At 69.9% G+C, this 20,402-nt stretch carries 19 protein-coding genes, 1 pseudogene and 1 riboswitch; of the genes and pseudogenes, 13 read left to right on the forward strand and 7 right to left on the reverse strand.

Annotation, left to right across the window (positions count from 1 at the left end; all coding sequences use genetic code 11):
* Window positions 1-55: 55 nt before the first annotated feature.
* On the reverse strand, window positions 56-700 hold the full coding sequence (locus tag ON33_RS43880; protein ID WP_040854224.1) for a hypothetical protein: 645 nt from the start codon (window positions 698-700) through the stop codon (window positions 56-58).
* Window positions 701-819: 119 nt separating this feature from the next.
* On the opposite strand from ON33_RS43880, the gene ON33_RS02120 reads away from it, so the two are divergent.
* Window positions 820-1,278 carry a DUF2752 domain-containing protein gene (locus ON33_RS02120; protein WP_373281011.1) on the forward strand — a complete coding sequence of 153 codons (459 nt, stop codon included), beginning with the start codon at window positions 820-822 and terminating at the stop codon, window positions 1,276-1,278.
* A gap of 18 nt (window positions 1,279-1,296) precedes the next feature.
* Window positions 1,297-1,485, forward strand: coding sequence for a hypothetical protein (locus ON33_RS02125; RefSeq protein ID WP_040854225.1), 189 nt, complete (start codon window positions 1,297-1,299; stop codon window positions 1,483-1,485).
* Between the two features lie 12 nt (window positions 1,486-1,497).
* On the opposite strand, the gene ON33_RS02130 is transcribed toward ON33_RS02125, so the two are convergent.
* Window positions 1,498-2,811, reverse strand: coding sequence for an aminotransferase class V-fold PLP-dependent enzyme (locus tag ON33_RS02130; RefSeq protein ID WP_040854227.1), 1,314 nt, complete (start codon window positions 2,809-2,811; stop codon window positions 1,498-1,500).
* A 56-nt stretch (window positions 2,812-2,867) separates the two neighbouring features.
* Window positions 2,868-2,981: riboswitch (SAM riboswitch) on the reverse strand.
* 448 nt (window positions 2,982-3,429) lie between these two features.
* Between ON33_RS02130 and ON33_RS02135 the strand changes: the two genes are divergently transcribed.
* The gene (locus ON33_RS02135; protein ID WP_051151544.1) at window positions 3,430-4,092 is read left to right on the forward strand and encodes a biliverdin-producing heme oxygenase; all 663 of its coding nucleotides are present in this window, start codon (window positions 3,430-3,432) and stop codon (window positions 4,090-4,092) included.
* Window positions 4,093-4,349: 257 nt separating this feature from the next.
* Complete coding sequence (locus ON33_RS02140; RefSeq protein WP_281033175.1) at window positions 4,350-4,949, forward strand: LysE family translocator; 600 nt, start codon at window positions 4,350-4,352, stop codon at window positions 4,947-4,949.
* Between the two features lies 1 nt (window position 4,950).
* Here ON33_RS02140 and ON33_RS02145 read toward each other — a convergent pair whose 3' ends face one another.
* From ON33_RS02145 to ON33_RS02155, 3 genes are all read right to left on the reverse strand, one after another.
* Window positions 4,951-5,499, reverse strand: coding sequence for a flavin reductase family protein (locus ON33_RS02145; RefSeq protein ID WP_040854228.1), 549 nt, complete (start codon window positions 5,497-5,499; stop codon window positions 4,951-4,953).
* A gap of 66 nt (window positions 5,500-5,565) precedes the next feature.
* The gene (locus ON33_RS02150) at window positions 5,566-6,039 is read right to left on the reverse strand and encodes a YbaK/EbsC family protein (RefSeq protein ID WP_040854231.1); all 474 of its coding nucleotides are present in this window, start codon (window positions 6,037-6,039) and stop codon (window positions 5,566-5,568) included.
* Window positions 6,040-6,079: 40 nt separating this feature from the next.
* Window positions 6,080-6,400, reverse strand: a complete 321-nt coding sequence (locus tag ON33_RS02155) for a 2-oxo-4-hydroxy-4-carboxy-5-ureidoimidazoline decarboxylase (RefSeq protein ID WP_040854234.1) — start codon at window positions 6,398-6,400, stop codon at window positions 6,080-6,082.
* A 145-nt stretch (window positions 6,401-6,545) separates the two neighbouring features.
* Between ON33_RS02155 and ON33_RS02160 the strand changes: the two genes are divergently transcribed.
* Together ON33_RS02160 and ON33_RS42490 are read left to right on the forward strand one after the other, a co-directional pair.
* Window positions 6,546-7,367 (forward strand): crotonase/enoyl-CoA hydratase family protein, encoded by an 822-nt coding sequence (locus tag ON33_RS02160; protein ID WP_040854235.1) that lies wholly within the window; start codon window positions 6,546-6,548, stop codon window positions 7,365-7,367.
* Window positions 7,368-7,454: 87 nt separating this feature from the next.
* Window positions 7,455-7,630 (forward strand): annotated as a pseudogene (locus ON33_RS42490) (MFS transporter); the annotation flags it as partial.
* Between the two features lie 99 nt (window positions 7,631-7,729).
* Here the strand turns inward: ON33_RS42490 and ppa are convergent.
* Window positions 7,730-8,221 carry an inorganic diphosphatase gene (ppa, locus tag ON33_RS02165; protein WP_040854239.1) on the reverse strand — a complete coding sequence of 164 codons (492 nt, stop codon included), beginning with the start codon at window positions 8,219-8,221 and terminating at the stop codon, window positions 7,730-7,732.
* 231 nt (window positions 8,222-8,452) lie between these two features.
* On the opposite strand from ppa, the gene dacB reads away from it, so the two are divergent.
* From dacB to ON33_RS02190, 5 genes are all read left to right on the forward strand, one after another.
* Window positions 8,453-9,910 (forward strand): D-alanyl-D-alanine carboxypeptidase/D-alanyl-D-alanine endopeptidase, encoded by a 1,458-nt coding sequence (gene dacB, locus ON33_RS02170; RefSeq protein WP_083868527.1) that lies wholly within the window; start codon window positions 8,453-8,455, stop codon window positions 9,908-9,910.
* Window positions 9,911-9,922: 12 nt separating this feature from the next.
* Window positions 9,923-10,996, forward strand: coding sequence for an Rv3626c family coenzyme F420 biosynthesis-associated protein (locus ON33_RS02175; RefSeq protein WP_051151562.1), 1,074 nt, complete (start codon window positions 9,923-9,925; stop codon window positions 10,994-10,996).
* A 27-nt stretch (window positions 10,997-11,023) separates the two neighbouring features.
* Entirely contained in the window at window positions 11,024-12,016 is a 993-nt protein-coding gene (gene tilS / locus ON33_RS02180; protein WP_245550259.1) for a tRNA lysidine(34) synthetase TilS, read from the forward strand.
* Window positions 12,017-12,057: 41 nt separating this feature from the next.
* Window positions 12,058-12,615, forward strand: coding sequence for a hypoxanthine phosphoribosyltransferase (gene hpt / locus ON33_RS02185; protein WP_040854556.1), 558 nt, complete (start codon window positions 12,058-12,060; stop codon window positions 12,613-12,615).
* Between the two features lie 399 nt (window positions 12,616-13,014).
* Window positions 13,015-13,902, forward strand: a complete 888-nt coding sequence (locus ON33_RS02190) for a LysR family transcriptional regulator (protein ID WP_040854241.1) — start codon at window positions 13,015-13,017, stop codon at window positions 13,900-13,902.
* Between the two features lie 146 nt (window positions 13,903-14,048).
* On the opposite strand, the gene ON33_RS02195 is transcribed toward ON33_RS02190, so the two are convergent.
* Window positions 14,049-15,434: an amidase gene (locus tag ON33_RS02195; protein WP_373281004.1), complete on the reverse strand. Its 1,386-nt coding sequence runs from the start codon at window positions 15,432-15,434 to the stop codon at window positions 14,049-14,051.
* Window positions 15,435-15,692: 258 nt separating this feature from the next.
* On the opposite strand from ON33_RS02195, the gene ON33_RS02200 reads away from it, so the two are divergent.
* Both ON33_RS02200 and ON33_RS02205 read left to right on the forward strand, forming a co-directional pair.
* On the forward strand, window positions 15,693-18,203 hold the full coding sequence (locus ON33_RS02200; RefSeq protein ID WP_051151563.1) for a serine/threonine-protein kinase: 2,511 nt from the start codon (window positions 15,693-15,695) through the stop codon (window positions 18,201-18,203).
* On the forward strand, window positions 18,200-20,398 hold the full coding sequence (locus ON33_RS02205) for a serine/threonine-protein kinase (RefSeq protein ID WP_051151545.1): 2,199 nt from the start codon (window positions 18,200-18,202) through the stop codon (window positions 20,396-20,398). Before ON33_RS02200 ends, ON33_RS02205 begins: the two co-directional genes overlap by 4 nt.
* Window positions 20,399-20,402: the final 4 nt, after the last annotated feature.

The raw sequence follows: 20,402 nt of genomic DNA on the forward strand, positions 1-20,402 counted from the left end.
CGCGAACGGCCCGCCCCGGATCGAATCCGGGGCGGGCCGCTCCGAGCGTGATGAACTAGCGCTGGTGAGGCTGCGGGTAATTCGGCGGCGCGGGCTGCTGATAGCCGCCCTGCTGCGCGTAGCCCTGCTGCTGGGCGCCCCTGGACGGAGGCGGATAACCCTGCGGCGCATACGGATTCGAAGGCTGCGCGGCATAACCCGGCTGGTTCGGCGCGGGGTAGCCCGGCTGGGGCTGCGGAGCCTGGTAATTCGGCTGCGGCGCGGGCTGATTCGGTGCCGACTGGTAGCCCTGCGGCGCGAAACCCTGGGAAGGAGCGGTATTCGCGGCGGGCGGATAGGACGGCGGCGCGGCGTAGCCGGGCGCGGCCGCGCCGCTCGGCGGCGGCAGGTAGCCCTGATCGGGTGCGCCGGCCGGCGGCGGGAAGGAGCCGACCGGGGCCGGGTAGCCGTGGACCGGGGTGTTCACCTGGTCGTAGGGGCTCGGCGCCGGTGCGTACATGGGCATGGCGGCCTGGTCGTTCTCGCGCTTCTTCCTGAGTGCGAACCACACGCCGCCGCTGATGAGAATGACGAGCAGCAGGCCGATGAGGCCGAACGCACGGTCCACGACGTTGACGCAGACCCGGATGAGAATGATCACGGCGATGGCGCCGACAATGGCGATCGCGCGGCGTGCCGCGCCACCTGGTTGCTGTGACATGAGTGAAGTCCCCCGAATTCGAAAACGATTGCCGGGGCAGCATACCCAAGCCCGCTCGACTTCTCCGGGTGCGAAGTTCGGTGCGGCCTGGCAGGTCGGTGGTGGTGCGGCTACCGTTGATGGTCGTGGACACCACGACAGCAGCAGTCATGGAAACCCCCGCCCGCCCGCGGTGGCCGGCAGTCGGGCTGCCGCTGCTGACCGGTGGGGCGGTGGCCGGTGGGCTGGCGCTGCTGCACTTCCGGGATCCGCACGTGCAGGGCGCCTATGGCGTGTGCCCCTTCTACGAACTGACCGGATACTGGTGCCCCGGCTGCGGCGGGTTGCGCGGTCTGCACAACCTCACCGACGGCCGGATTCTCGACGCCATTCACAGCAATGTGCTGCTGCTCCCGTTGACGCTGGGCTTCATCGCCTGGTGGGGCGTCTGGGTGATGCGCGGATGGCGGGGTAATCCGGTGCCGCCGCGGCTACCGCGGGTGCTGCCCCGGTACGCGATGTGGGTGGCCCTGGCGTTTCTGCTGGTCTTCACGGTTGTGCGGAACACACCGTGGGGTAGTTGGATCGCGCCCGTTTAGGCGGGGCATGCTCTGCGTATGAGCGATTCGTTGAAGGCCCGAGTGCGGGAGAAGCTGATCCGGCAGCTCGAGGAGGATGGGCCGCCGGACCCGGACCAGGAGGACACCCGGCAGCTCGCCGTCCGGTACGACCTCGACGCGCTCGAGGCGGTGGCCGAGGACGATCCGCTCGTCGAGGAGCTCGCGGCTCGCTACCTGGTGCCCTGAGCGGATCCTGATTCAGAAACCACAGGCGGCCGCGCCCTCGGCCGAATTGCCGAAGGGCCGGGTTTCGGGGACCGGGCTCCAATGCCCTTCGGCGCGAGCGTAATTCCAGGCCGGTCCGCGGTCCACGAGAGTGGCGATGGCGTCGATGAGGCGGTCGACGTCGTCGGCGGTGGTGCCCAGCCCGATGCTGGCGCGCAGCGCGGCATCGACGCCGAGGCGGGACAGCAGCGGGTGGGCGCAGAACCGGCCGTCGCGCACCCCGATACCGTGCTCGGCGGAGAGATAGGCGGCCACCTGGCCCGGCTCGAAGCCCTCGATGGTGAAGGCGACGATGCCGACGGCGTCGGCGCTGTCGCGCCAGATGTGCAGGAAGTCCACGCCCGGAACGGTTTTCAGGCCGTAGCGCAGCCGGTGGGTGAGGTACCGCTCATGCTCGACCACGGTGGTCTCGTCCAGCTCGGCGAGGGCGTCGCAGGCGGCGGCCAGCGCGGCCACGCCCAGCACATTCGGCGAACCGGCCTCGTGGCGCTGCGGGGCGGGAGCCCATTCGACGCTCCGGTCGGTCACCGAGCGCACCGCGCCGCCGCCGGCCAGGTACGGCTCGGCCTGGTCCAGCCAGTCACGGCGCCCGACCAGCACGCCCGCGCCGAACGGGGCATAGGCCTTGTGGCCGGAGAACGCCAGGTAGTCGATGCCGGTGGTGCGCAGGTCGATGCGGCGGTGCGGGGCCAGCTGGGCGGCGTCCACCAGGATGCGGGTGCCGCACTGGTGGGCGATCCAGGCCAGCCGCTCCAGCGGCAGCAGTTCGCCGGTCACATTGGAGGCGCCCGTAACCGCCAGCAGCGCAGCGGGTTTCGAGCACAGCTCGGCGACCAGCCGCTGGATGGTCTCCTCGATGGTGTCCGCGACCGCGACCACGCGGCGGCCGCGCCGGGTCCAGGGCAGCAGGTTGGCGTGGTGCTCGACGTCCAGCACCACGGTGTCACCGGGAACGCAGGCGGCCAGCAGGTTCAGCGAGTCGGTGGTGTTGCGGGTGAAGACCACCACCTGGTCGTCGGCCGCGTTCAGGAAGCGGGCGACCGAGCCGCGGGCCGACTCGTAGCAGTCGGTCGAGACCCGGGAGGCGTATCCCGCCCCGCGGTGCACGCTGGCGTAGTAGGGCAGCAGGCCCGCGACCCGGTCGGTGACCTGCCGCAAGGCGGGAGCGCTGGCGGCGTAATCGAAGTTGGCGTAGCCGATCGTCCCACCCTGGACCAGCGGAACCCGCAGGTCACAGCCGGAAACGGGGGCGAGGGCGGCACAGGTCTGGTCGGCGAAAGCAGTCATCACGAAATCCCGTCGGGGTTCATGGACGCGCGATCGGAAAACAGGAATCGATCGAGAGTCCGCGCTTGCCGCGCCCGGTCGGGCGTCGGCCCGGTCGTCACCCGGAGCACCCCACCGCGGAGGAGGGTTGCCGACCAGCAAGCCGGGGCTTCGCGCTGGTACTCATGACCTGATTGCAGAGATTGGCAGACGCCTCGCGGGCTTGTCAACCCTGGCCGGGTCGGCCCGTCGGGCTCAGATCTTCTCCGCCCGGTGCTGATGTCCTGGCGCTCGAAATCGATGGCTACCGGAATCACCGTGCCGGGCAGCGGGATTCGACGCTGCTTGCGGGGTGGGGTTCACCGGCGGATCGACTTCGAAGACCGGTATCCCGGCGGGCGCGGCCAGGCGGCGGTCGCGGGGGTCGGGGCGCGCGCCGAGGACGACCTGCGGCGCCGCGTAGCGCGACCCCAGCGGAGTGTGAGGAACGGCATGCCGGTCTCGGAAAAATCGTCCGAAAGTTGGATCGGGTGGGCCGCAAAGTTCGAATCGCGCGAACGTTGCTGGGGCGTATGGTCGGAGTCGAAGTTAGGGTAGCCAAAGTGGGGTGCCCCGGAGTTGACCACGAGGAGCCCGACCATGTTGGACACCAGCACCCCGTTCTCGACGCTCATTCGTACCGCGACCGAGCAGCAGCACAATGAGGCCGAGCACTCCACGTTCATGCGCGACCTGCTCGCCGGGGAGCTCGGAGTGGAGGCGTTCTACCGCTACACCGCCCAGCTCTGGTTCATCTACGCCGCCCTCGAGAAGGACTCCGCCACCCTGGCCGCCGACCCGGTCGCGGGTCCGTTCATCAAGCCCGAACTGGCGCGACTGGCCTCACTGGAGGCCGACCTGGCCCACCTCGGCGGCGCGAACTGGCGTGACGAGCTGACCGCGCTGCCCGCCACCGCCGCCTACGCCGCCCGCATCGCGGAGTGCGCGAAGGAGTGGCCGGCCGGCTATGTCGTCCACCACTACACCCGCTACCTGGGCGATCTCTCCGGTGGCCAGGTCATTCGCGGTACCGCCGAGAAGCTGTGGAACCTGCCCAAGAAGGGCGACGGCGTGCGGTTCTACGTCTTCGAGGACATCGCCAACCCGGCCGCGTTCAAGCGCGGCTACCGCGAGGCCCTCGACCAGCTGCCCCTCGAGGGCCCCGAAGTCGATCGCGTGCTCGATGAGGCGCGACTGGCGTTCACGATGAACACCGACCTGTTCCGCGAGCTGGGTGCTCAATCCGCTTCCCCGCGTATCTAGTGGGCGGCTGAGAGCCGTTCGGAGCTGGGCACCCGTGCCGGCGGTTGGGGTGCCGAGACAATTCTGGGCGTACCCGGCGAGCTACCCTGACCGCACGAAATCTGTTGTCGCGTTGGGATACCAGGGGCACTGACCTGTCTGTCGGGGGCGGGTCAGCGGACCCGTCCGCAGCGAATCGGGCTTGTGCTTCCGTAGCGGCGTGGGTTGCCATGGAGGGCATGAGTTTTCCGCTGCTGCTGAGTTTCGTGGGGTTGTGTGTGCTGCTCGCGCTCACGCCGGGGCCGGATACCTTTCTGGTACTGCGATTCTCGATGGCCGGATCCCGGCCCGGGATCGCGGCGGCGGTGGGCTCCGCGTTCGGCGGGATCGTGTGGGCCACCGTGGTCGCGGCCGGAGTGGCGGCGCTGCTGGAGCAGTCGGCGACCGCGTATCGCACGCTCAAGGTGATCGGCGGAATCTACCTGGTGTACCTGGGGGTGCGGGCGCTGCTCGCGCATCGGCGCGAGCAGGACGGGGCGGACGGCGAGGCGGATGTCGCGGGGGCGCAAAGCAAGCCGGCGACGCTGCGCTCGGCGTTTGCTGCTGGATTGCTGTCATGTGTCTTCAATCCGAAGGTGGGGTTGTTCTACCTCGCGGTGCTGCCGCAGTTCCTGACCCATGTGACGTTCCTGAACACGCTCACGCTCGGGGCCATCGAATCCACTGTCGCGGCAATCGAAATGATCGTGCTGGCGGTGGCGGCCGCACGGGCGGTGGCGCTGCTGCGGCGCCCGCGCATCCGGGCGCGGCTGGAACAGGCGAGCGCGGCGATACTGGCGGCGCTGGGGATCGGCACTGCGGCCTCGGCCGCGGCCTGAGTCAGTCGGCGATCTCGGCGCGGTGGTAGGCGCCGTTGTAGTACACCAGCGGGCCGACCGCGGGGGAGCTCTCGGTGTTGTCGTGCACCTGGGTGACCAGGCCGATGACCAGGGTGTGGTCGCCGACGGGGAGGAGCTGGTGGACGGTGGCGCGGACCCAGATGGGGCTGCCGTGCAGGACCGGTTCACCGGTGCCCAGGTTCGTCCAGAGGGACCGGTCGGTGAAGCGCTCCTCGGCGTTGCGGCTGAACCGCTGCGCCAGATGCTTCTGATGCTCGCCCAGGAAATGCACCACCAGCGATTCCGCCCGCACCATGGCCTCGATGCTGGAGGAGGTCTCGGCGATATTGAACGAGATGAGCGGCGGCTGCGCCGACAGCGAGGCGAACGAGGTGGCGGTGAAACCCACCGGACCCTGCTCGGAGTTCAGCGTGACGATGGTGACCCCGGCCGGATAGTGCCGCATGGCGGCGCGGTACTGCTGCGCGGTTATGCCGCTCAGATCGTCGGGCACGTGTAGCTCGGTGCCGGGCGTCGGGGAATCGCTCACGTCTCGAAACTACGTGGTCGGACGCCCGGTTATTCCATGCGGTGAGAAGTCGCTCGGCGGCCGGGCTCAGTCGACATCGATGGCCAGGCCCGCCGTGATCCGGACCAGTTCTCCGAAAGTGGTGCGGAACAGCGTGTTCGGATGCCCGCCCGCGGCCCAGAGCTCCTGATACTGCGACAGCGCGGTGTCCACGAAGGTCGGCAGGTTGGTGGGATGCCCGAGCGGCGCGACGCCTCCGATGGGCTGCCCGGTCACCTCGCGGACCACCGCCGCGGGCGCGCGGGACAGCGTCCCCTCGAGACGCTGCCCGGTGCGGCTCAGATGCACCTGGTGGGCACCGGACACCAGCAGCAGCACCGGATCGTCGTCGAGCAGGAACACCAGGGATTTCGTGATCGCCCCGATGGTCACGCCGAGCGCGTCGGCCGCTTCCTGCGCGGTGTGGGTGGGAGTGGGCTGGGTGATGATCACCCCGTGATGGCCGCGCGCGATCAAGGTGTCGGAAACCTTCGACGCGACCGGTGGCAGGGACCTGCGCATGGCAACCAGGGTAGAGCGATTGCGGTCCAGGTGCCGGGGATCAATAGTCGGGGTAGCCCTCTTCCGGGCCCAGCAGCTCGGTGAGGCGGTCACGCACGATCGGGGCCAGCTCTTCGATGGTGTGCTGCGAAACCCACTGGTGCGCACAGGAATCGAAGACCCGTTCCAGGTCGATCGCGGACAGCGCGTGCAGTTCCGCCGCGGCGGCGGTCTGCAGGGCGGCGTAGCCCGGGTACGGCCGGCCGTCGGCGATCTTCTGGGCCCAGGTGACATTGCAGCAGCATTCGTACAGGGCATGAATCGCGCGATGACGGGGGAGCGTATTGAAGCGGTCGAGGCCGATTCCGTGATGCATCAACATCGGGACCTCACACACGGGATGGGCGAGTTGTGCGGACCCGCTAATCGTCCGTCGAAAGCGTGCCGATAACACTGGGACACAGCAGATTTAGCACAGGATTTACACCGGCCTGCCGGGCCCCCGGCACCCCCGATACGCTGGACCGATGACCGAATGGAAGGCTTTCGAGGTCGAAAGCAAGGACCACATCGCCCAGGTGACGCTCACCGGTCCGGGCAAGGGCAATGCCATGGGCCCCGACTTCTGGCGTGAACTGCCGCTGATCTTCGGCGAACTCGACGCCGACCCGGAGATCCGCGCCATCGTGCTCACCGGATCCGGCAAGCACTTCTCCTACGGCCTGGACCTGCCGGCCATGAGCCCGCTGTTCGGGCCGCTGCTGGCCGACAAGGCCCTCGCCGGACCGCGCACCGACTTCCTCAAGCACGTGCGCGGCATGCAGGACTCCGTCACCGCGGTCGCCGACTGCGTCAAGCCGGTCATCGCGGCCATCTCCGGCTGGTGCATCGGCGGCGGCCTGGACCTGATCGCCGCCGCCGACGTCCGACTGGCCAGCGCCGACGCCAAGTTCAGCCTGCGCGAGGCCAAGGTGGCCATCGTCGCCGACATCGGCTCGCTGCACCGGCTGCCCGGCATCATCGGTGAAGGCCACGTGCGCGAACTCGCCTACACCGGCAAGGACATCGACGCCGCCCGCGCCGAGAAGATCGGCCTGATCAACGACGTGTACGCCGACCAGCAGGCCGTACTGGACGCCGCCCACGCCATGGCCCGCGAGATCGCCGCCAACCCGCCACTGGTGGTCCAGGGCATCAAGGACGTGCTCGACCAGCCCAAGCGCGGCAGGATCGCCGACGGACTGCGGTACGTGTCGGCCTGGAACTCCGCGTTCCTGCCGTCCGAGGATCTCACCGAGGCCATTCAGGCCGTTTTCGAGAAGCGATCGCCGGAGTTCAAGGGGAAGTGACCCCACGGGGTTTCGGCCCCGGAAAAGGACTCCGCACCTCCGGTCCCCGGCCTGTCGTTTCGGGCGGGGGACCGGAGGTGCGGCCATGCCGCCATCCGCGCGTTCGCCGATGACCTGAACGGGTATTCGCCACAGGCGTGGGCCACCACCGCATACCTGATCACGGCCACTCTGGCCTTGCTGTACGGCTGCTCTCGGATATGTACGGGCGCAAGCCCTTCTATCTCGCCGCCGGCACCATCTTCGTCACCGGCTCGCCGCTGCGCGCCACCGCCGGGCTCACCGCCGTCGAATGAGGCGGCCTTCCGGATGAAAACGAAAGGGGCGGCGCGGAATCCGCGCCGCCCCTTGTCAGCGGGGGCTCAGTGGCCGCCCTGCTCCTTCAGGCGAGCGTAGGCCTCGTCGACCAGCTTCTCGGCCTTCGCGCGGCCTTCCCAGCCCTCGACCTTGACCCACTTGCCCGGCTCCAGGTCCTTGTAGCGCTCGAAGAAGTGCGCGATCTCCTTGCGCTGGAACTCCGGGATGTCCTCGACGTCCTGGATGTGGGCCCAGCGCTTGTCGCCGGCGGGCACTGCCACGAGCTTCTCGTCGGTGCCGGCCTCATCGCTCATGATGAGCACGCCGACCGGACGGGCCTCGACCAGCACACCCGGGTAGACGGGCTCGGGCAGCAGCACCATGCAATCCAGCGGATCGCCGTCGCCGCCCAGCGTGTCCTCGATGTAGCCGTAGTCGGCCGGGTACATCATCGGGGTGTACAGGTAGCGGTCCAGCCGCACACGGCCGGTCTTGTGATCGACCTCGTACTTGTTGCGCTGACCCCGGGGGATCTCGATGGTGACGTCGAACTCCACGTCATCTCCTTCATGGTGGGCGGATGGCTGCCGACTCGCCAGCTCGTTCAGAGGAACGACTGCGCAACGAGGATAGTGTGTGAAGGCGGGGCGGTTCGCGGCCCGGCTCGGTTCTGGAGCGCCGGAGCGAGGGAGCGCAGCGACTGAGCGGAGGAGTGGAGAACCGAGCCGGCAGGGCCGCGAACCCGCGACGCCGGAGGCGGCGCAATCAGATACAGGAGACAGCGGCAGGTGTTTGGTCGGAACAAGCAGAACATCGGTGGTCTGGAGGCCAAGCGCCGGCGCAGAACCTGGATCGTGGTGTCGATTGCGCTGGTCGTCGTCCTGGCGGCGGCCGGAGCGGTAGCGGTGATCCTGAAGCCGTGGACGGAGGAATTCCGGCACGGGGGATTGACGATCGCCGACCCGCCCGCGCCCGTGAAGCCGATTCCGCAGGTCGCGGCCGCACCGGCGACCGCGCCCGCGGCCACCGCCGCCGGGCTGGCCGCCGCGCTCGGGCCCGTGGTCGGCAACCCGGACCTGGGCATCTTCGCCGCCTCGGTCTCCGACGGGGACACCGGCAATGTGCTGTGGACCATGGACCCGGACAAGGGCATGATCCCGTCCTCCACCGCCAAGATCCTCACCACAGCGGCCGGATTGCTCGCCCTGCCCGACGACCACCGGCTCACCACCAAGGTGGTCTCCGGCTCAGCTCCGGGCGAGATCGTGCTGGTCGCCGCCGGCGACCCGACCATCACCGCACAGCCGGACGGCAAGGGCTACTACCCGGACGCGCCGAGGCTGCAGGACCTGGTCGCGCAGATCAAGTCGTCCGGGCAGCGGGTGGACTCGATCGTGGTCGACACCTCCGTCTACGCGGGCCCGAATTTCGCGCCCGGCTGGGACAACGCCGATATCGCGGGCGGCTCCATCGCGCCGCTGGATCCGGTCATGATCGACGGTGGCCGCCTTGACCCGCTGGTCGAATACTCCCCGCGCACCGCCACCCCCGCCCTCGACGCGGGCCGGAAGCTGGCCACCGAGCTGGGCGTGGATCCCGCCAAGGTGAAGCTGGGTACCGCCCCGGCCGCCGCCAACCAGCTGGCCGCCGTGCAGTCCGCCACGCTGCGGGAACGCATGCTGCAGGCCATGGTGCACTCGGACAATGTGCTGGCCGAGGCCATCGGCCGCGAGGTCGCCATGGCCAGCGGGCAGGAAGCCTCCTTTACCGGCGCGGTGACCGCCATGACCACGGTGCTGCAGGCCGCCGGATTCGACCTGACCGGCCTGAAAATGGCCGACGGCAGCGGGCTCTCGACCGACGACCACATTCCCCCGCGCCTGCTCAACCGGGTGCTGACCGTGGCCGCACTGCCCAATGGCGCTGGTCCGCAAGGCAATTCGACCGCCGACCCGGCCGCCGCCACCACCGGCTCCCCGCTCGCGCCGCTGCTGGACTTCCTGCCGGTGGCGGGCGGCACCGGCTCGCTGGCCAACCGCTATGTCGACCGGGATCGGGAAGGGGCCGGTTGGATCCGGGCCAAAACAGGAACTCTGTCCGTATCGAGTGCGTTGGTGGGTTATGTGCTGGACCGCGACGGACGTGTCCTGACGTTCGCCTTGATGTCGAACGATCGGCCGCCGGAGGTGAGCCGACCCGCGCTGGATGCCGTCGCCAACGCACTGCGCAACTGTGGCTGCTCCTGACGGGTGGATGAAATGACCGGATCCGAAAACCCTTCGGCCCCTGCTCGCGCCCGGACCACGCTGACCGGCGTCGTGGACTGGAAGACGGCCGCCCGCACCGGTGCCGCGCTGGTGCCCGCGGGCCCGCGGACCTCCCGGTACTCGGCCGAGCACGCGGTCGCCGAACTCGCCGCCGCCTCGGTGCGCGCCGAGGGACCGGTCCGCGAGGTCAGCGGACTCGACGATGGGTCGATGGTGCCGGACGCGTTGATCGTGGACCGGCCCGGCTGGATCCGGGCCGCCGCCGACTCCATGGGCCAGCTCACCGGCAGCGGCGTGGAACCCGGCGAGAAGGGCAAATTCGTCGGCAAACCGGCCGGCGTGCAGGCCGGCGCCATGCTGGCCTTCCTGTCCACGGCCATCCTCGGCCAGTACGACCCCTTCACCGGGCCCGACGGCACCCTGCTGCTGGTCGCGCCCAACATCATGGCGGTGGAACGCGCGCTCAACGTGCCGCCCAGCGACTTCCGGCTCTGGGTGTGCCTGCACGAGGTCACCCACCGGGTCCAATTCTCTTCCGCCCCTTGGATCGCCGACTACATGCGCCACAATGTCGAGGTGCTCGGCGGGGCCGGCGACGAACCCCTCGCCGACATGCTGGCCCGGCTCGCCAACGCGGTGAAGGAACGACGCCGCGGCATCGAGGACCCGGCCGGCGGCGTCATCGGGCTGCTGCGCGCGACCCAGGCGGCACCGCAGCGCGAAGCCCTCGACCGGCTGCTCATGCTCGGCACCCTGCTGGAGGGCCACGCGGATCACGTCATGGACGCCGTCGGGCCCGCCGTGGTTCCCTCGGTCGCCCGCATCCGGGCCGCCTTCGATCAGCGGCGCAAGCGTCCCACCAACCCGATTCAGCGGCTGCTGCGGGCCCTGCTCGGCATGGACGCCAAGGTGGCCCAGTACGTGCGCGGCAAGGCCTTCGTCGACGAGGTCGTCGACACCGTCGGCATGGCGCGCTTCAACACCGTCTGGACCGATTCCGAAACCCTGCCCCGCACAGACGAAATCGGCGAACCGCAGCGCTGGGTGGCCCGCGTCCTCGGCTGACCCGCGGGTCCGTGCAACGATCAGGGCGTGAACGACCGCCCCCAGCTGCCCGAGACACGCGCCGCGCTGGAGCTGCGGCGTGCCGTGCGGGACTGGCTGGGGCGGTACGCGCCCGCGGGCGTGGTCGCCGTGGCCCTGTCGGGCGGGGCTGATTCGGTCGCGCTGACGGCCGCCGCCTGCGCGGAGGCGGACGTGGTGGACGCCCTGACCGTGGATCACGGACTGCAGACCGGATCGGCCGACGTGGCCGCGGCGGCGGCCGCGCTGGCCTTGCGGCTGGGCTGCCGGTCGGCGCGGGTCCTGACCGTGGAGGTCGAGAGGACCGGCGCGGCCGGATATCCCGGTGGCCCGGAGGCGGCGGCCCGGCGCGCCCGCTACGCGGCATTGGACGAAGCGCGGCAAGGGTTGCCCGTACTGCTCGGCCACACGCTCGATGATCAGGCCGAGACCGTGTTGCTCGGTCTGGGACGCGGGTCGGGGATCCGATCCATCCGGGGGATGGCGGAATTCGAGGAACCGTGGGGGCGGCCACTGCTCGGGGTACGGCGGAGCACGGCTCGTGAGCTGTGCGCGGATCTGGGGATCACGCCCTGGGAGGACCCGCACAACAGTGCTCCGGAGTTCACCCGCGTACGCCTGCGCGGCGAGGTGCTGCCCCTGCTCGAGGACGTGCTCGGCGGCGGCGTGGCGGTCGCGCTGGCGCGCACGGCGGCGCAGCTGCGAGAGGACGGGGAGGTGCTGGACGCGCTCGCCGGAGAGTTGCTGGCAGCCGCCCGGGACGGGGACGGGCTGCGAATCGAGACGCTCGCCACTGCCGCGCCCGCGGTCCGCCGCCGCGCCATCCGCGCGTGGTTGCTCGACCGTGGCGCAAAATCATTGACGGACACCAATTTACGGGCGGTCGAGGCACTGGTCACGCGGTGGCGGGGGCAGGGCGGAGTCGCGGTCGGTGGTTCGCTCACTGGGACGAGGTTGGTTGCCGCGCGTGAACATGGCAGGCTCATACTCTGTTCGGAGTGAACCCGATTCGGGTCGCCATCACTGAAGGGAAACCAGCGGACGTGTACGGGGACGACATCGCGTCGGTGCTGATCAGCGAGGAAGAGATCGCCGCCAAGGTCGAGGAACTGGCCGAACTGGTCGCCAAGCGCTATCCCGCCGATGCCCCCGAGGGTGACCTGCTGCTGGTGGGCGTGCTCAAGGGCGCCATCTTCTTCATGACCGACCTGGCCAAGAAGCTCACCGTGCCGACGCAGATGGAATTCATGGCCGTCTCGTCCTACGGGTCCTCCACCTCGTCCTCGGGTGTCGTGCGCATCATGAAGGACCTGGACAAGGACATCGCCGGCCGCCATGTGCTGATCGTCGAGGACATCATCGACTCCGGTCTGACGCTGTCGTGGCTGCTGCGCAACCTGTCCAGCCGCAACCCGGCCTCGCTCGAGGTGGTGACGCTGCTGCGCAAGCCCGATGCGCTGCGCACCCAGGTGGACGTGATGGCCGTGGGCTTCGACATCCCGAACGAGTTCGTGGTGGGTTACGGCCTCGACTACGCCGAGCGCTACCGCGATCTGCCCTACATCGGCACCCTGAATCCGAAGGTTTACGGCGGGGAATAACACCCGCGAAGCCGTCGGGGCGACCCCGCTCGGCGATCGAAACGAAGGCCGCTTCCGGTGACGGAGAGCGGCCTTCGGTCATTATGTGACGAAAATCACTCGATTTGCTGGTTTGGGGTGCGGGCCGGGGCGGGTGTCTGTTGCTGGATGTCAGCGACCGGGGCCTCTCGGCATTGCCCGTGGGGCGTGATTGTGCGTAACTGCTGGTCAAGTGTCCGCTCGGGGTGGGGCGGCTGGGTGATATTGAATGGCCAGGAATTCGCGGGTCCGGTTAACAAGATGTTTCTTCGGAGCCCTATGCTGTCTGTAACAAACCTGACGGCTGTTTTCTGCTCAAGTTGCAAACTTTTGGGTCGGATACGGCTGGAAAATCAAGACCGATTCTGATAGCAAGGGGCTATGGACCCGCATTTGCGCGACCTGCGGTATTTCGTCGCCGTCGCTGAGGAACTGCATTTCACCAACGCGGCGCAACGGCTGCACATCGCACAACCCACCCTGTCACGACAGATCCGGCAGTTGGAACGCCAGCTCGACGTCGTGCTGTTCGACCGCAACCAGCGCAGCGTGGCCCTGACCGTCGCCGGCAAGGAACTGCTCGAAGGCGCCCGGAAGATCCTGGAGCTCTGGGAAGTCACCAATGTCGCCCTCCAGGAGGCCGGTGAGGTGCTGCGCGTCGGCATCCAGTCCTCCATCGGCCGCGGCCTGATCACCGACCTGGAGAGCGCCAGCGGCCACCGGCTCGCCCTGCATTCCGCGTCCTGGACCGACCCGTCCAGCGGTCTCGCCGGCCGCCAGGCCGACCTCGCGCTCATGTGGCTGCCGGTGCCCGACACCAGCCGCTACCGCTGGCAGGTGCTGCGCACCGAACCCCGCTGGGTGCTGCTGCCGGAGAACCACGCCCTGGCCAACCAGGAGAACATCGACTTCGCCGACCTGATCGACGAACCCTTCATCGCCATGCCCGCCGAAGCCGGTGCGGCACGCGACTTCTGGCTCGGCGCCGACGCCCGCGGCGGCCGCCAGGCCAAGATCGGCGCGGAAGCGGCCACCGCCGAGGAGCGCCTCGAGGCGGTCAGCCTCGGCCTGGGCGTCTGCCTGCTGGCCGAGAACAATGTCCCCATGTACCGCTGGCCCGGCCTCACCGCCCGCCCGGTCACCGGCCTCGCGCCCTGCGAACTGGCCGTGGCCTGGCGCGCGGACGACGACCGTCCCACCATTCTCGAGTTCGCCGCCCGCGTCCTCGACGGCGGCTTCGCGGAGAAGGAGCCCGTCGCGGCCGTGTAGGTCCGGACCCGGCCCGGTCGATACACGGGCGGCGGCAGTGGGTCGGAGGGTGCCGCGGTCCGTCCGGGAGCACGGGATCGAGAACAGCGCCGCGTCACTCGGTGACGCGGCGCTGTGCCGTATTCGGGGCACTGCTCACCGGACGCTCAGGGCGCGACGCGCTGCCAGGGATGAGCGGCCTCGATCTGCGCGGCCAGCCGGAGGATGGTCGACTCGCTGCCGGGAGGCCCCGCGATCTGCGCCGCGACCGGGGTGCCGGTACGGGGATGCAGCCCCATGGGCAGCGACAGCGCGGGCCAGCCGACCAGGTTCCACAGCGGCGTGAACGGCGAGAACTTCACGTTCGCAAGGACATTCGCCAGCCAGGGGCGGGAATGCCAGCGGCGGGCACGCGGGGCCGGGGACGCCAGCGTCGGGGTGATGACCACGTCGTAGCGCTCGAAGTAGTCGAGCAGCCGGGCCTCCACGCGATCGACCTGGGAGGCCCGCGACAGCCCGGACTTCAGTACCGCCTTGCCGAGGGCGACGTGGGTGCGGGTGCGGCGCTGCAGGCGATCCGGATGCGGGACGGTCGCGGCCTCGCGCGCGGCATTGCCCAGCCAGCGCAGCAGCAGCGCGAAAGCCACACCCTGATAAGGCAGTTCGGCCACCCCGATGACGTGGCCCGCCCGGGAGGCGGCCGCGGCGGCTTTGTCTGCGGCCGCGGTCCAGGCCAGGTCGACATGGGTCAGCGGCGACGGCGGCGCGGTCGCCAGCCCGATGCGCAGGGTCGGCGGCGTCTCCAGATCGGCCAGGTCGGGACGGTCCGCCAGCACCGAGAGCATCAGCGCGGTATCGGTGACAGTCGTTGCGAGGACACCGTTTTCCGTCATCCCGCCCCAGGAGTCCACGCCCACCTCGGCGGGTACCAGGCCGCGGCCGGGCTTGAGGCCGACCACGCCGGAGCAGGCGGCCGGAATCCGCACCGAGCCGAGCCCGTCGTTGCCGTGCGCGATCGGGACCATGCCCGCGCCGACTGCCGCGCCGGCACCGCCCGACGAGCCGCCCGCCGAGTAACGGGTGTTCCAGGGGCTGCGGGTGATGCTGCCCGGGCCGTCGGTGGTGCCCCACAACGCGAATTCGGGGACGGTGGTGAGTCCGACGATGACGGCCCCCGCGGCCCGCAGCCGCCGCACCACCGGATGATCGTCCGGGGCGGGCGCGTCGGCGCCGCTCAGCGAGCCGCCGCGGGTCACCTCACCGGTGACGTCGATATTGTTCTTCACCGCGACCGGCACGCCGGCCAGCGGCAGCATATCCAGATCCGGTCTTTCGGCCACCGCGCGGGCCTCGGTGCGGGCGGCCTCCTCGCGAACGAGACTGAAGGCGTTCAATTTCCGATCGCGGGCGCGAATCCGGTCCAGCGCCGCGCCGACCGCGTCCTCGGGGGAGATCGAGCCGTTCTGGACGGCCGTAGCGGTGCCGGTGGCCGTGGTCAGGTCCACGGAGGGACGGTCGGATGGGGTGTCGGAATCGGCCGTGGTGTGTGCCACCGGTACCTCCTCGGTGGTAGCGGCTGTGGCGATTTCAGCCGCTGACCCCGTGCCGTCGTCGTACATGCTGGTCTTCCCCCGTCGCCTCGTGTCGAAATCGGGTGATCCGCTCGTGAGCCGCAAGTTATCATTCCGGCTATCGGTCGGGGATGATGGTGTTGGGTGTGGCGGTTTCTTTGTTTGAATCCCGGAATCCACGACATCTCCCAACGACAGTGCGGATCGACGACATCCGTGCCGAGCCAGATGGGTGCGGACATGGCTTCTGGTTCCGACCACCGTCCCGGCGGCTACTCGGCCGGAACGGACGCGAGTGCGGTGGCTGCCTTCGCAGCCGCCTGGGGCTCCGCTGTGGCTCCGCCCCGGATCGCCGACTATCTGCCGGACGCCACCACGCTGCGCCGTGGCGCCCTGATCGAACTCATCCGGGTGGATATGCGGCATCGCTGGCTGCCCCGCTCCACCGGGACCGACACGACCCCGCACAAGCGTTTGTGCGAATATTGCGCCGAATTCCCCGAACTCACGGCCGGGGATCTGCCCGCCGGGCTGGTGTACGAGGAGTTCGTCATCCGCAGGCACAGCGGAGAGCGGGTGGATCCGCGCGACTGCCTGCGCGAGTATCCGCATCAGGCGGCCGAGCTGCGGGAGCTGCTGAACGCCGACGACGAGGACCAGAGCACGCGGCGGGCCGGGCTGGACGAGTCCACGCGGGGCGACTTCGGGGCCGAACTCGCCGAACGGACGCAGCTGAACGTGACCACCCGGACCGGGCGGTTCGACGGGGACACCACCCGGGTGCCCGATCTGGGTGAGGTGACGCTGTACGAGGATCCCTCGCAACTGGTCGGCGCACCGGTCGAGCAGACCCGGGCCACCGGCGGCGTCACCACCCCCGAGACCGGGGAGCTGCTCGATCGCATCGAAATCGGCCAGCGCATAGACGATTTCGACCTGCTGACCACTCTCGGTTCCGGGGCGTTCGCCCGGGTCTTCCTGGCCCGGCAGCGCTCCCTGCAGCGGCTGGTCGCGGTGAAGATCTCGGCCGACCACGGCACCGAACCGCAGACCCTGGCCCAGCTCGACCACGACTACATCGTGCGCGTCTTCGACCAGCGGCTGCTGTCGGAACTGCGCACCGAATCCGGGCGGCGGCTGCGGCTGCTGTACATGCAGTTCCTGCCCGGCGGCACCCTGCTCGGCGTGCTGCGCTGGGTGCGGGCCACCCCGCCCGCGGATCGCAGCGGGCGGCTGCTGCTGGACGCGGTCGACGCGGCCATGGAGGAGAAGGGCGAGATCCGGCCCACCGACTCCAGCGTGCGCGCCGAACTGGCCGGGCTGAGCTGGCCGGAAACCGTGGCGTGGCTGGGCCGCCGGCTGGCCGAGGCGCTCGAGTACGCGGACAGCCACGGCGTGTTGCACCGGGACGTGAAACCCGCGAATGTACTGCTCACCGCCGAGGCGGTCCCGAAACTGGCGGATTTCAATATCAGTTTCAGCCGGGAGTTGGACAGCTCCAGCCCGGTCGCGTACTTCGGCGGTTCACTGTCCTACATGTCGCCCGAACAACTGGAGGCCTGCCACCCCGGCACCGCCACCAGCGCCGGCGACCTCGACACCCGCGCCGACATCTTCTCCCTCGGCGTGGTGCTGTGGGAGCTGCTCACCGGCGCCAAGCCCTTCGACGACACCACCGCCGGACCCGGCGACCACGGCGACCGCACCACCCTCGAGACCATGCTGGCCCGGCGGCGCGGCGGCGTCGACACCTCCGCCCTGGACCGGGTACCGCCCGACTGTCCCGCCGCGCTGCGCCGCGTGCTGCTCACCTGCCTGGAGCCCGACCGCGAGCAGCGCTGGAGCAGCGGCGCGGTGCTGGCCAAACAACTCGAAATGTGCCTCGACGAGCGGGCCCGCGACCTGGTCGACCCGCCGCCGCACAGCTGGCGGATGCGCTTGCGGCCGTGGCTGATTCCGCTGGTCACGCTGGCCGTGGCGATTCCGAACACGCTGGCTTCGCTGTACAACATCGCGCACAACCAGGCGTTCATCGTCAGCCACCTGACCGGTTCCGCCATGCGCACCTTCGTGCTCACGACGGCATCGGTGAACCTGCTGTTCTTCCCGCTCGGGGCGGCCTTCATCGCCTATCTGTGCCGGTACGTGATCGTGGTGCCGCGCGGGCTGCGCAAGGGCCGCGAATACGACCCGGAGACCTTGCGGCGGGCCCGCGCGGACGTGCTGCTGGCCGGGGAGCGCATCTCCATGGTGGTGTTCTCGTTATGGGTGGTCGCGGGCTTCGCCTTCCCGCTGGTGCTACGGACGACGGCCACCGATCTACCCGTCCCGGGCATCGTGCACTTCCTGGTGTCGCTGGTGGTGTGCGGGGCGATCGCGGTCGCGTATCCGTTCTTCCTGGTCGCCTTCTATCTGGTGCGGTGCATCTACCCGATGTTCCTGCGGCACGGGGACATCAGCGCCGAGGACGCGGTGTGGCTGCACCGGCTGGGCCGGCGCTGCACCACCTATCTGGCGGTGGCGGCGTCGGTGCCGCTGCTGGCGGTGGCGGGTGTGACCTTCCTGCCGCCGGAGGACATTCCGCGGGTGATCGTCGCGGTCCGGGTGCTCAGCGTCGGCGGGATCGCCGCCTTCGTGCTGGTGTACATCATCTTCCGGGCGCTGGAGGCGGATCTGGCCGCGCTGGAGCGGGTGGTGTCGTCCGTCCGGTCGCCGCGCGAGTCCGGCCACGAGGCGGGCACCGAATCGTGACCGACCTGCCGGCACAGGCCCTGGCCCGGTTCGCCGCCGATTGGGAATCCACCCTGCGCGGCGACCGCGACGAACCCCCGAGCCTCGAGGGCTACCTGCCCGACGGGCACGAGGTGCGGCTCGCGGTCCTCACCGATCTGGTGCGGGTGGACATGCGGCAGCGCTGGAGGCGCGCCGGCCTGGAGAAGCGGCTCGCGGAGTACCGCACGGAATTCCCGGAGGTGGGGGACAGCCCGGGCTTCGCCGATCTGGTGTGCGAGGAGTACGTGGCCCGCAGCCGGTTCCGGCCGGTCGACGTGGACAGTTTCACCGCCGAGTACCCGGAGGCGGCCGACGAGATCCGCCGCCGCTTCACCGGCGGGACGCCGCCGCCCTCGCCGCCCGTCCTGCCCGCGGGCATCGAGATCGGCCGCCGTCTCGATGACTTCGACCTGCTCACCGATCTCGGCGGACGCGGCCACCGCCGCATGTTCCTGGCCCGGCAGCGATCCATGCAGCGGCTGGTCGCGGTGCGAGTCGAGGCGGGCGTGGACAGCGACACCGACACCATCGCCCAGCTCGACCACCAGCACATCGTGCGCGTCTTCGACCAGCGCCTGATCGCCGAAGGCAGCACCGGACAACCGTTGCGGCTGCTGTACATGCAATATCTGCCCGGCGGCACCATCGAGGGCGTCCTGGACCGGCTGCGACAGGAAACCGCGGCCGGCCGTGACCGTCTCGACGGCGGACTGCTGCTGCGGGCCATCGACGCGGCCGGCGAGGCCAAAGGTGAGAGCCGCGCGTCCGGGTCGCGGGTGCGGACCGACATCGCCGGGATGAGCTGGCCGGAAACCGTGGCGTGGGTGGGACGGCGGCTCGCCGAGGCACTGGACTACGGGCTGCGGCAGGGGACACTGCATCACGACATCCGGCCCGCCAAAGTGCTCTTCACGGCGGAGGGCGTGCCCAAACTCGCGGATTTCGCGCTGGGCCCGGTGTACTGGAGCGCGGCGTTCCTCGGGGCGGATGCGAAAGACGCTGGGGCGCTGCGCTACCGATCGCCGGAAGCGCTGGCCGCCCTGCTGGATCCGTCGGCGCCGTTGCCCGACACCCGCAGCGACATCTACTCGCTCGGACTGGTGCTGTGGGAAATGCTCACCGGCACACTGCCCTTCGACGACTCGGACGCCGGAGCGGGCGCCGACGCGGTGCGCGCCATGCACGCCCGGCGAATGGCGGGCGTGCCCGCGGCGGCACTGGACACCCTGCCCGCCGACACCCCGGCCGCGCTGCGGCGGGTGCTGCTGGAATGCCTGCGACCCGAACCCGCGCGCCGCTGGCAGACCGGCGGCCAGCTGGCCGGGCAGCTGAACCTGTGCCTGGATCCCCGGGCACGCGATCTGGTGGATCCGCCGCCGCACACCCTGTGGGCCCGGTTGCGCGGCTGGCCGGTGCCGATCGCGGTGCTGTGCGTGGGCCTGCCGAACGCCGTGGCCAGCTGGTACAACGTCCGGATCAACCAGAGTCTCGTCGTGAACGAGCTGCCCGTGATGGACCAGCATCGGTTCGAGCAGGTGGCGCTGGTGAACAATCTGGTCGCCTTCCCCCTGGCGGCTTTGCTGCTGTTGTGGCTGGCCCGCCGGCCGCTGACGGTCTCCTACCGGCTGGCCCGTGGGCACCGGTACACGCCGGCCCGGCTCGCCCGCGCCCGTGCCGACACGCTGCTGATGGGGGAGCGGGCGGTCTGGGTGCCGTTCGCCATGTGGCTGATCGCCGGGGTGGCCTGGCCGCTGGCGCTGGCCGGGACGGGAGTGCGGTTGCCGCACAATGCCTTCGCGCATTTCTTCACCGCGCAGGTGGTGTGCGCGACCATCGCGCTGGCCTATCCGTTCTTCCTGATCATGGTGTACGCGGTGCGGTCGCTGTATCCGCAGCTGCTGGCGCGCGGTTCGGTGGGACCGGCCGATCGGCGGCAGTTGTCGGCGCTGGCCCGGCGCAGCAATTTCTATCTCGCGGCGGCCGCGTCGGTGCCGCTGCTGGCGGTGGCCAGCGTGACCTTCGTGTCCACGGCCGATCTGTCGCTGGTGATCGGGCCGCTACGGCTGATCAGTGTCGGCGGCGTGCTCGCGTTCGTGGTGACCTATCGGCTCTCGCGGCTGCTGGAGGACGACCTCCAGGCGCTGGTGCGTGCCATTCCCGAAGGCGGCCACTGATTCC

Source organism: Nocardia niigatensis NBRC 100131 (assembly GCF_000308655.1).
Classification (GTDB): Bacteria; Actinomycetota; Actinomycetes; order Mycobacteriales; family Mycobacteriaceae; genus Nocardia; species Nocardia niigatensis.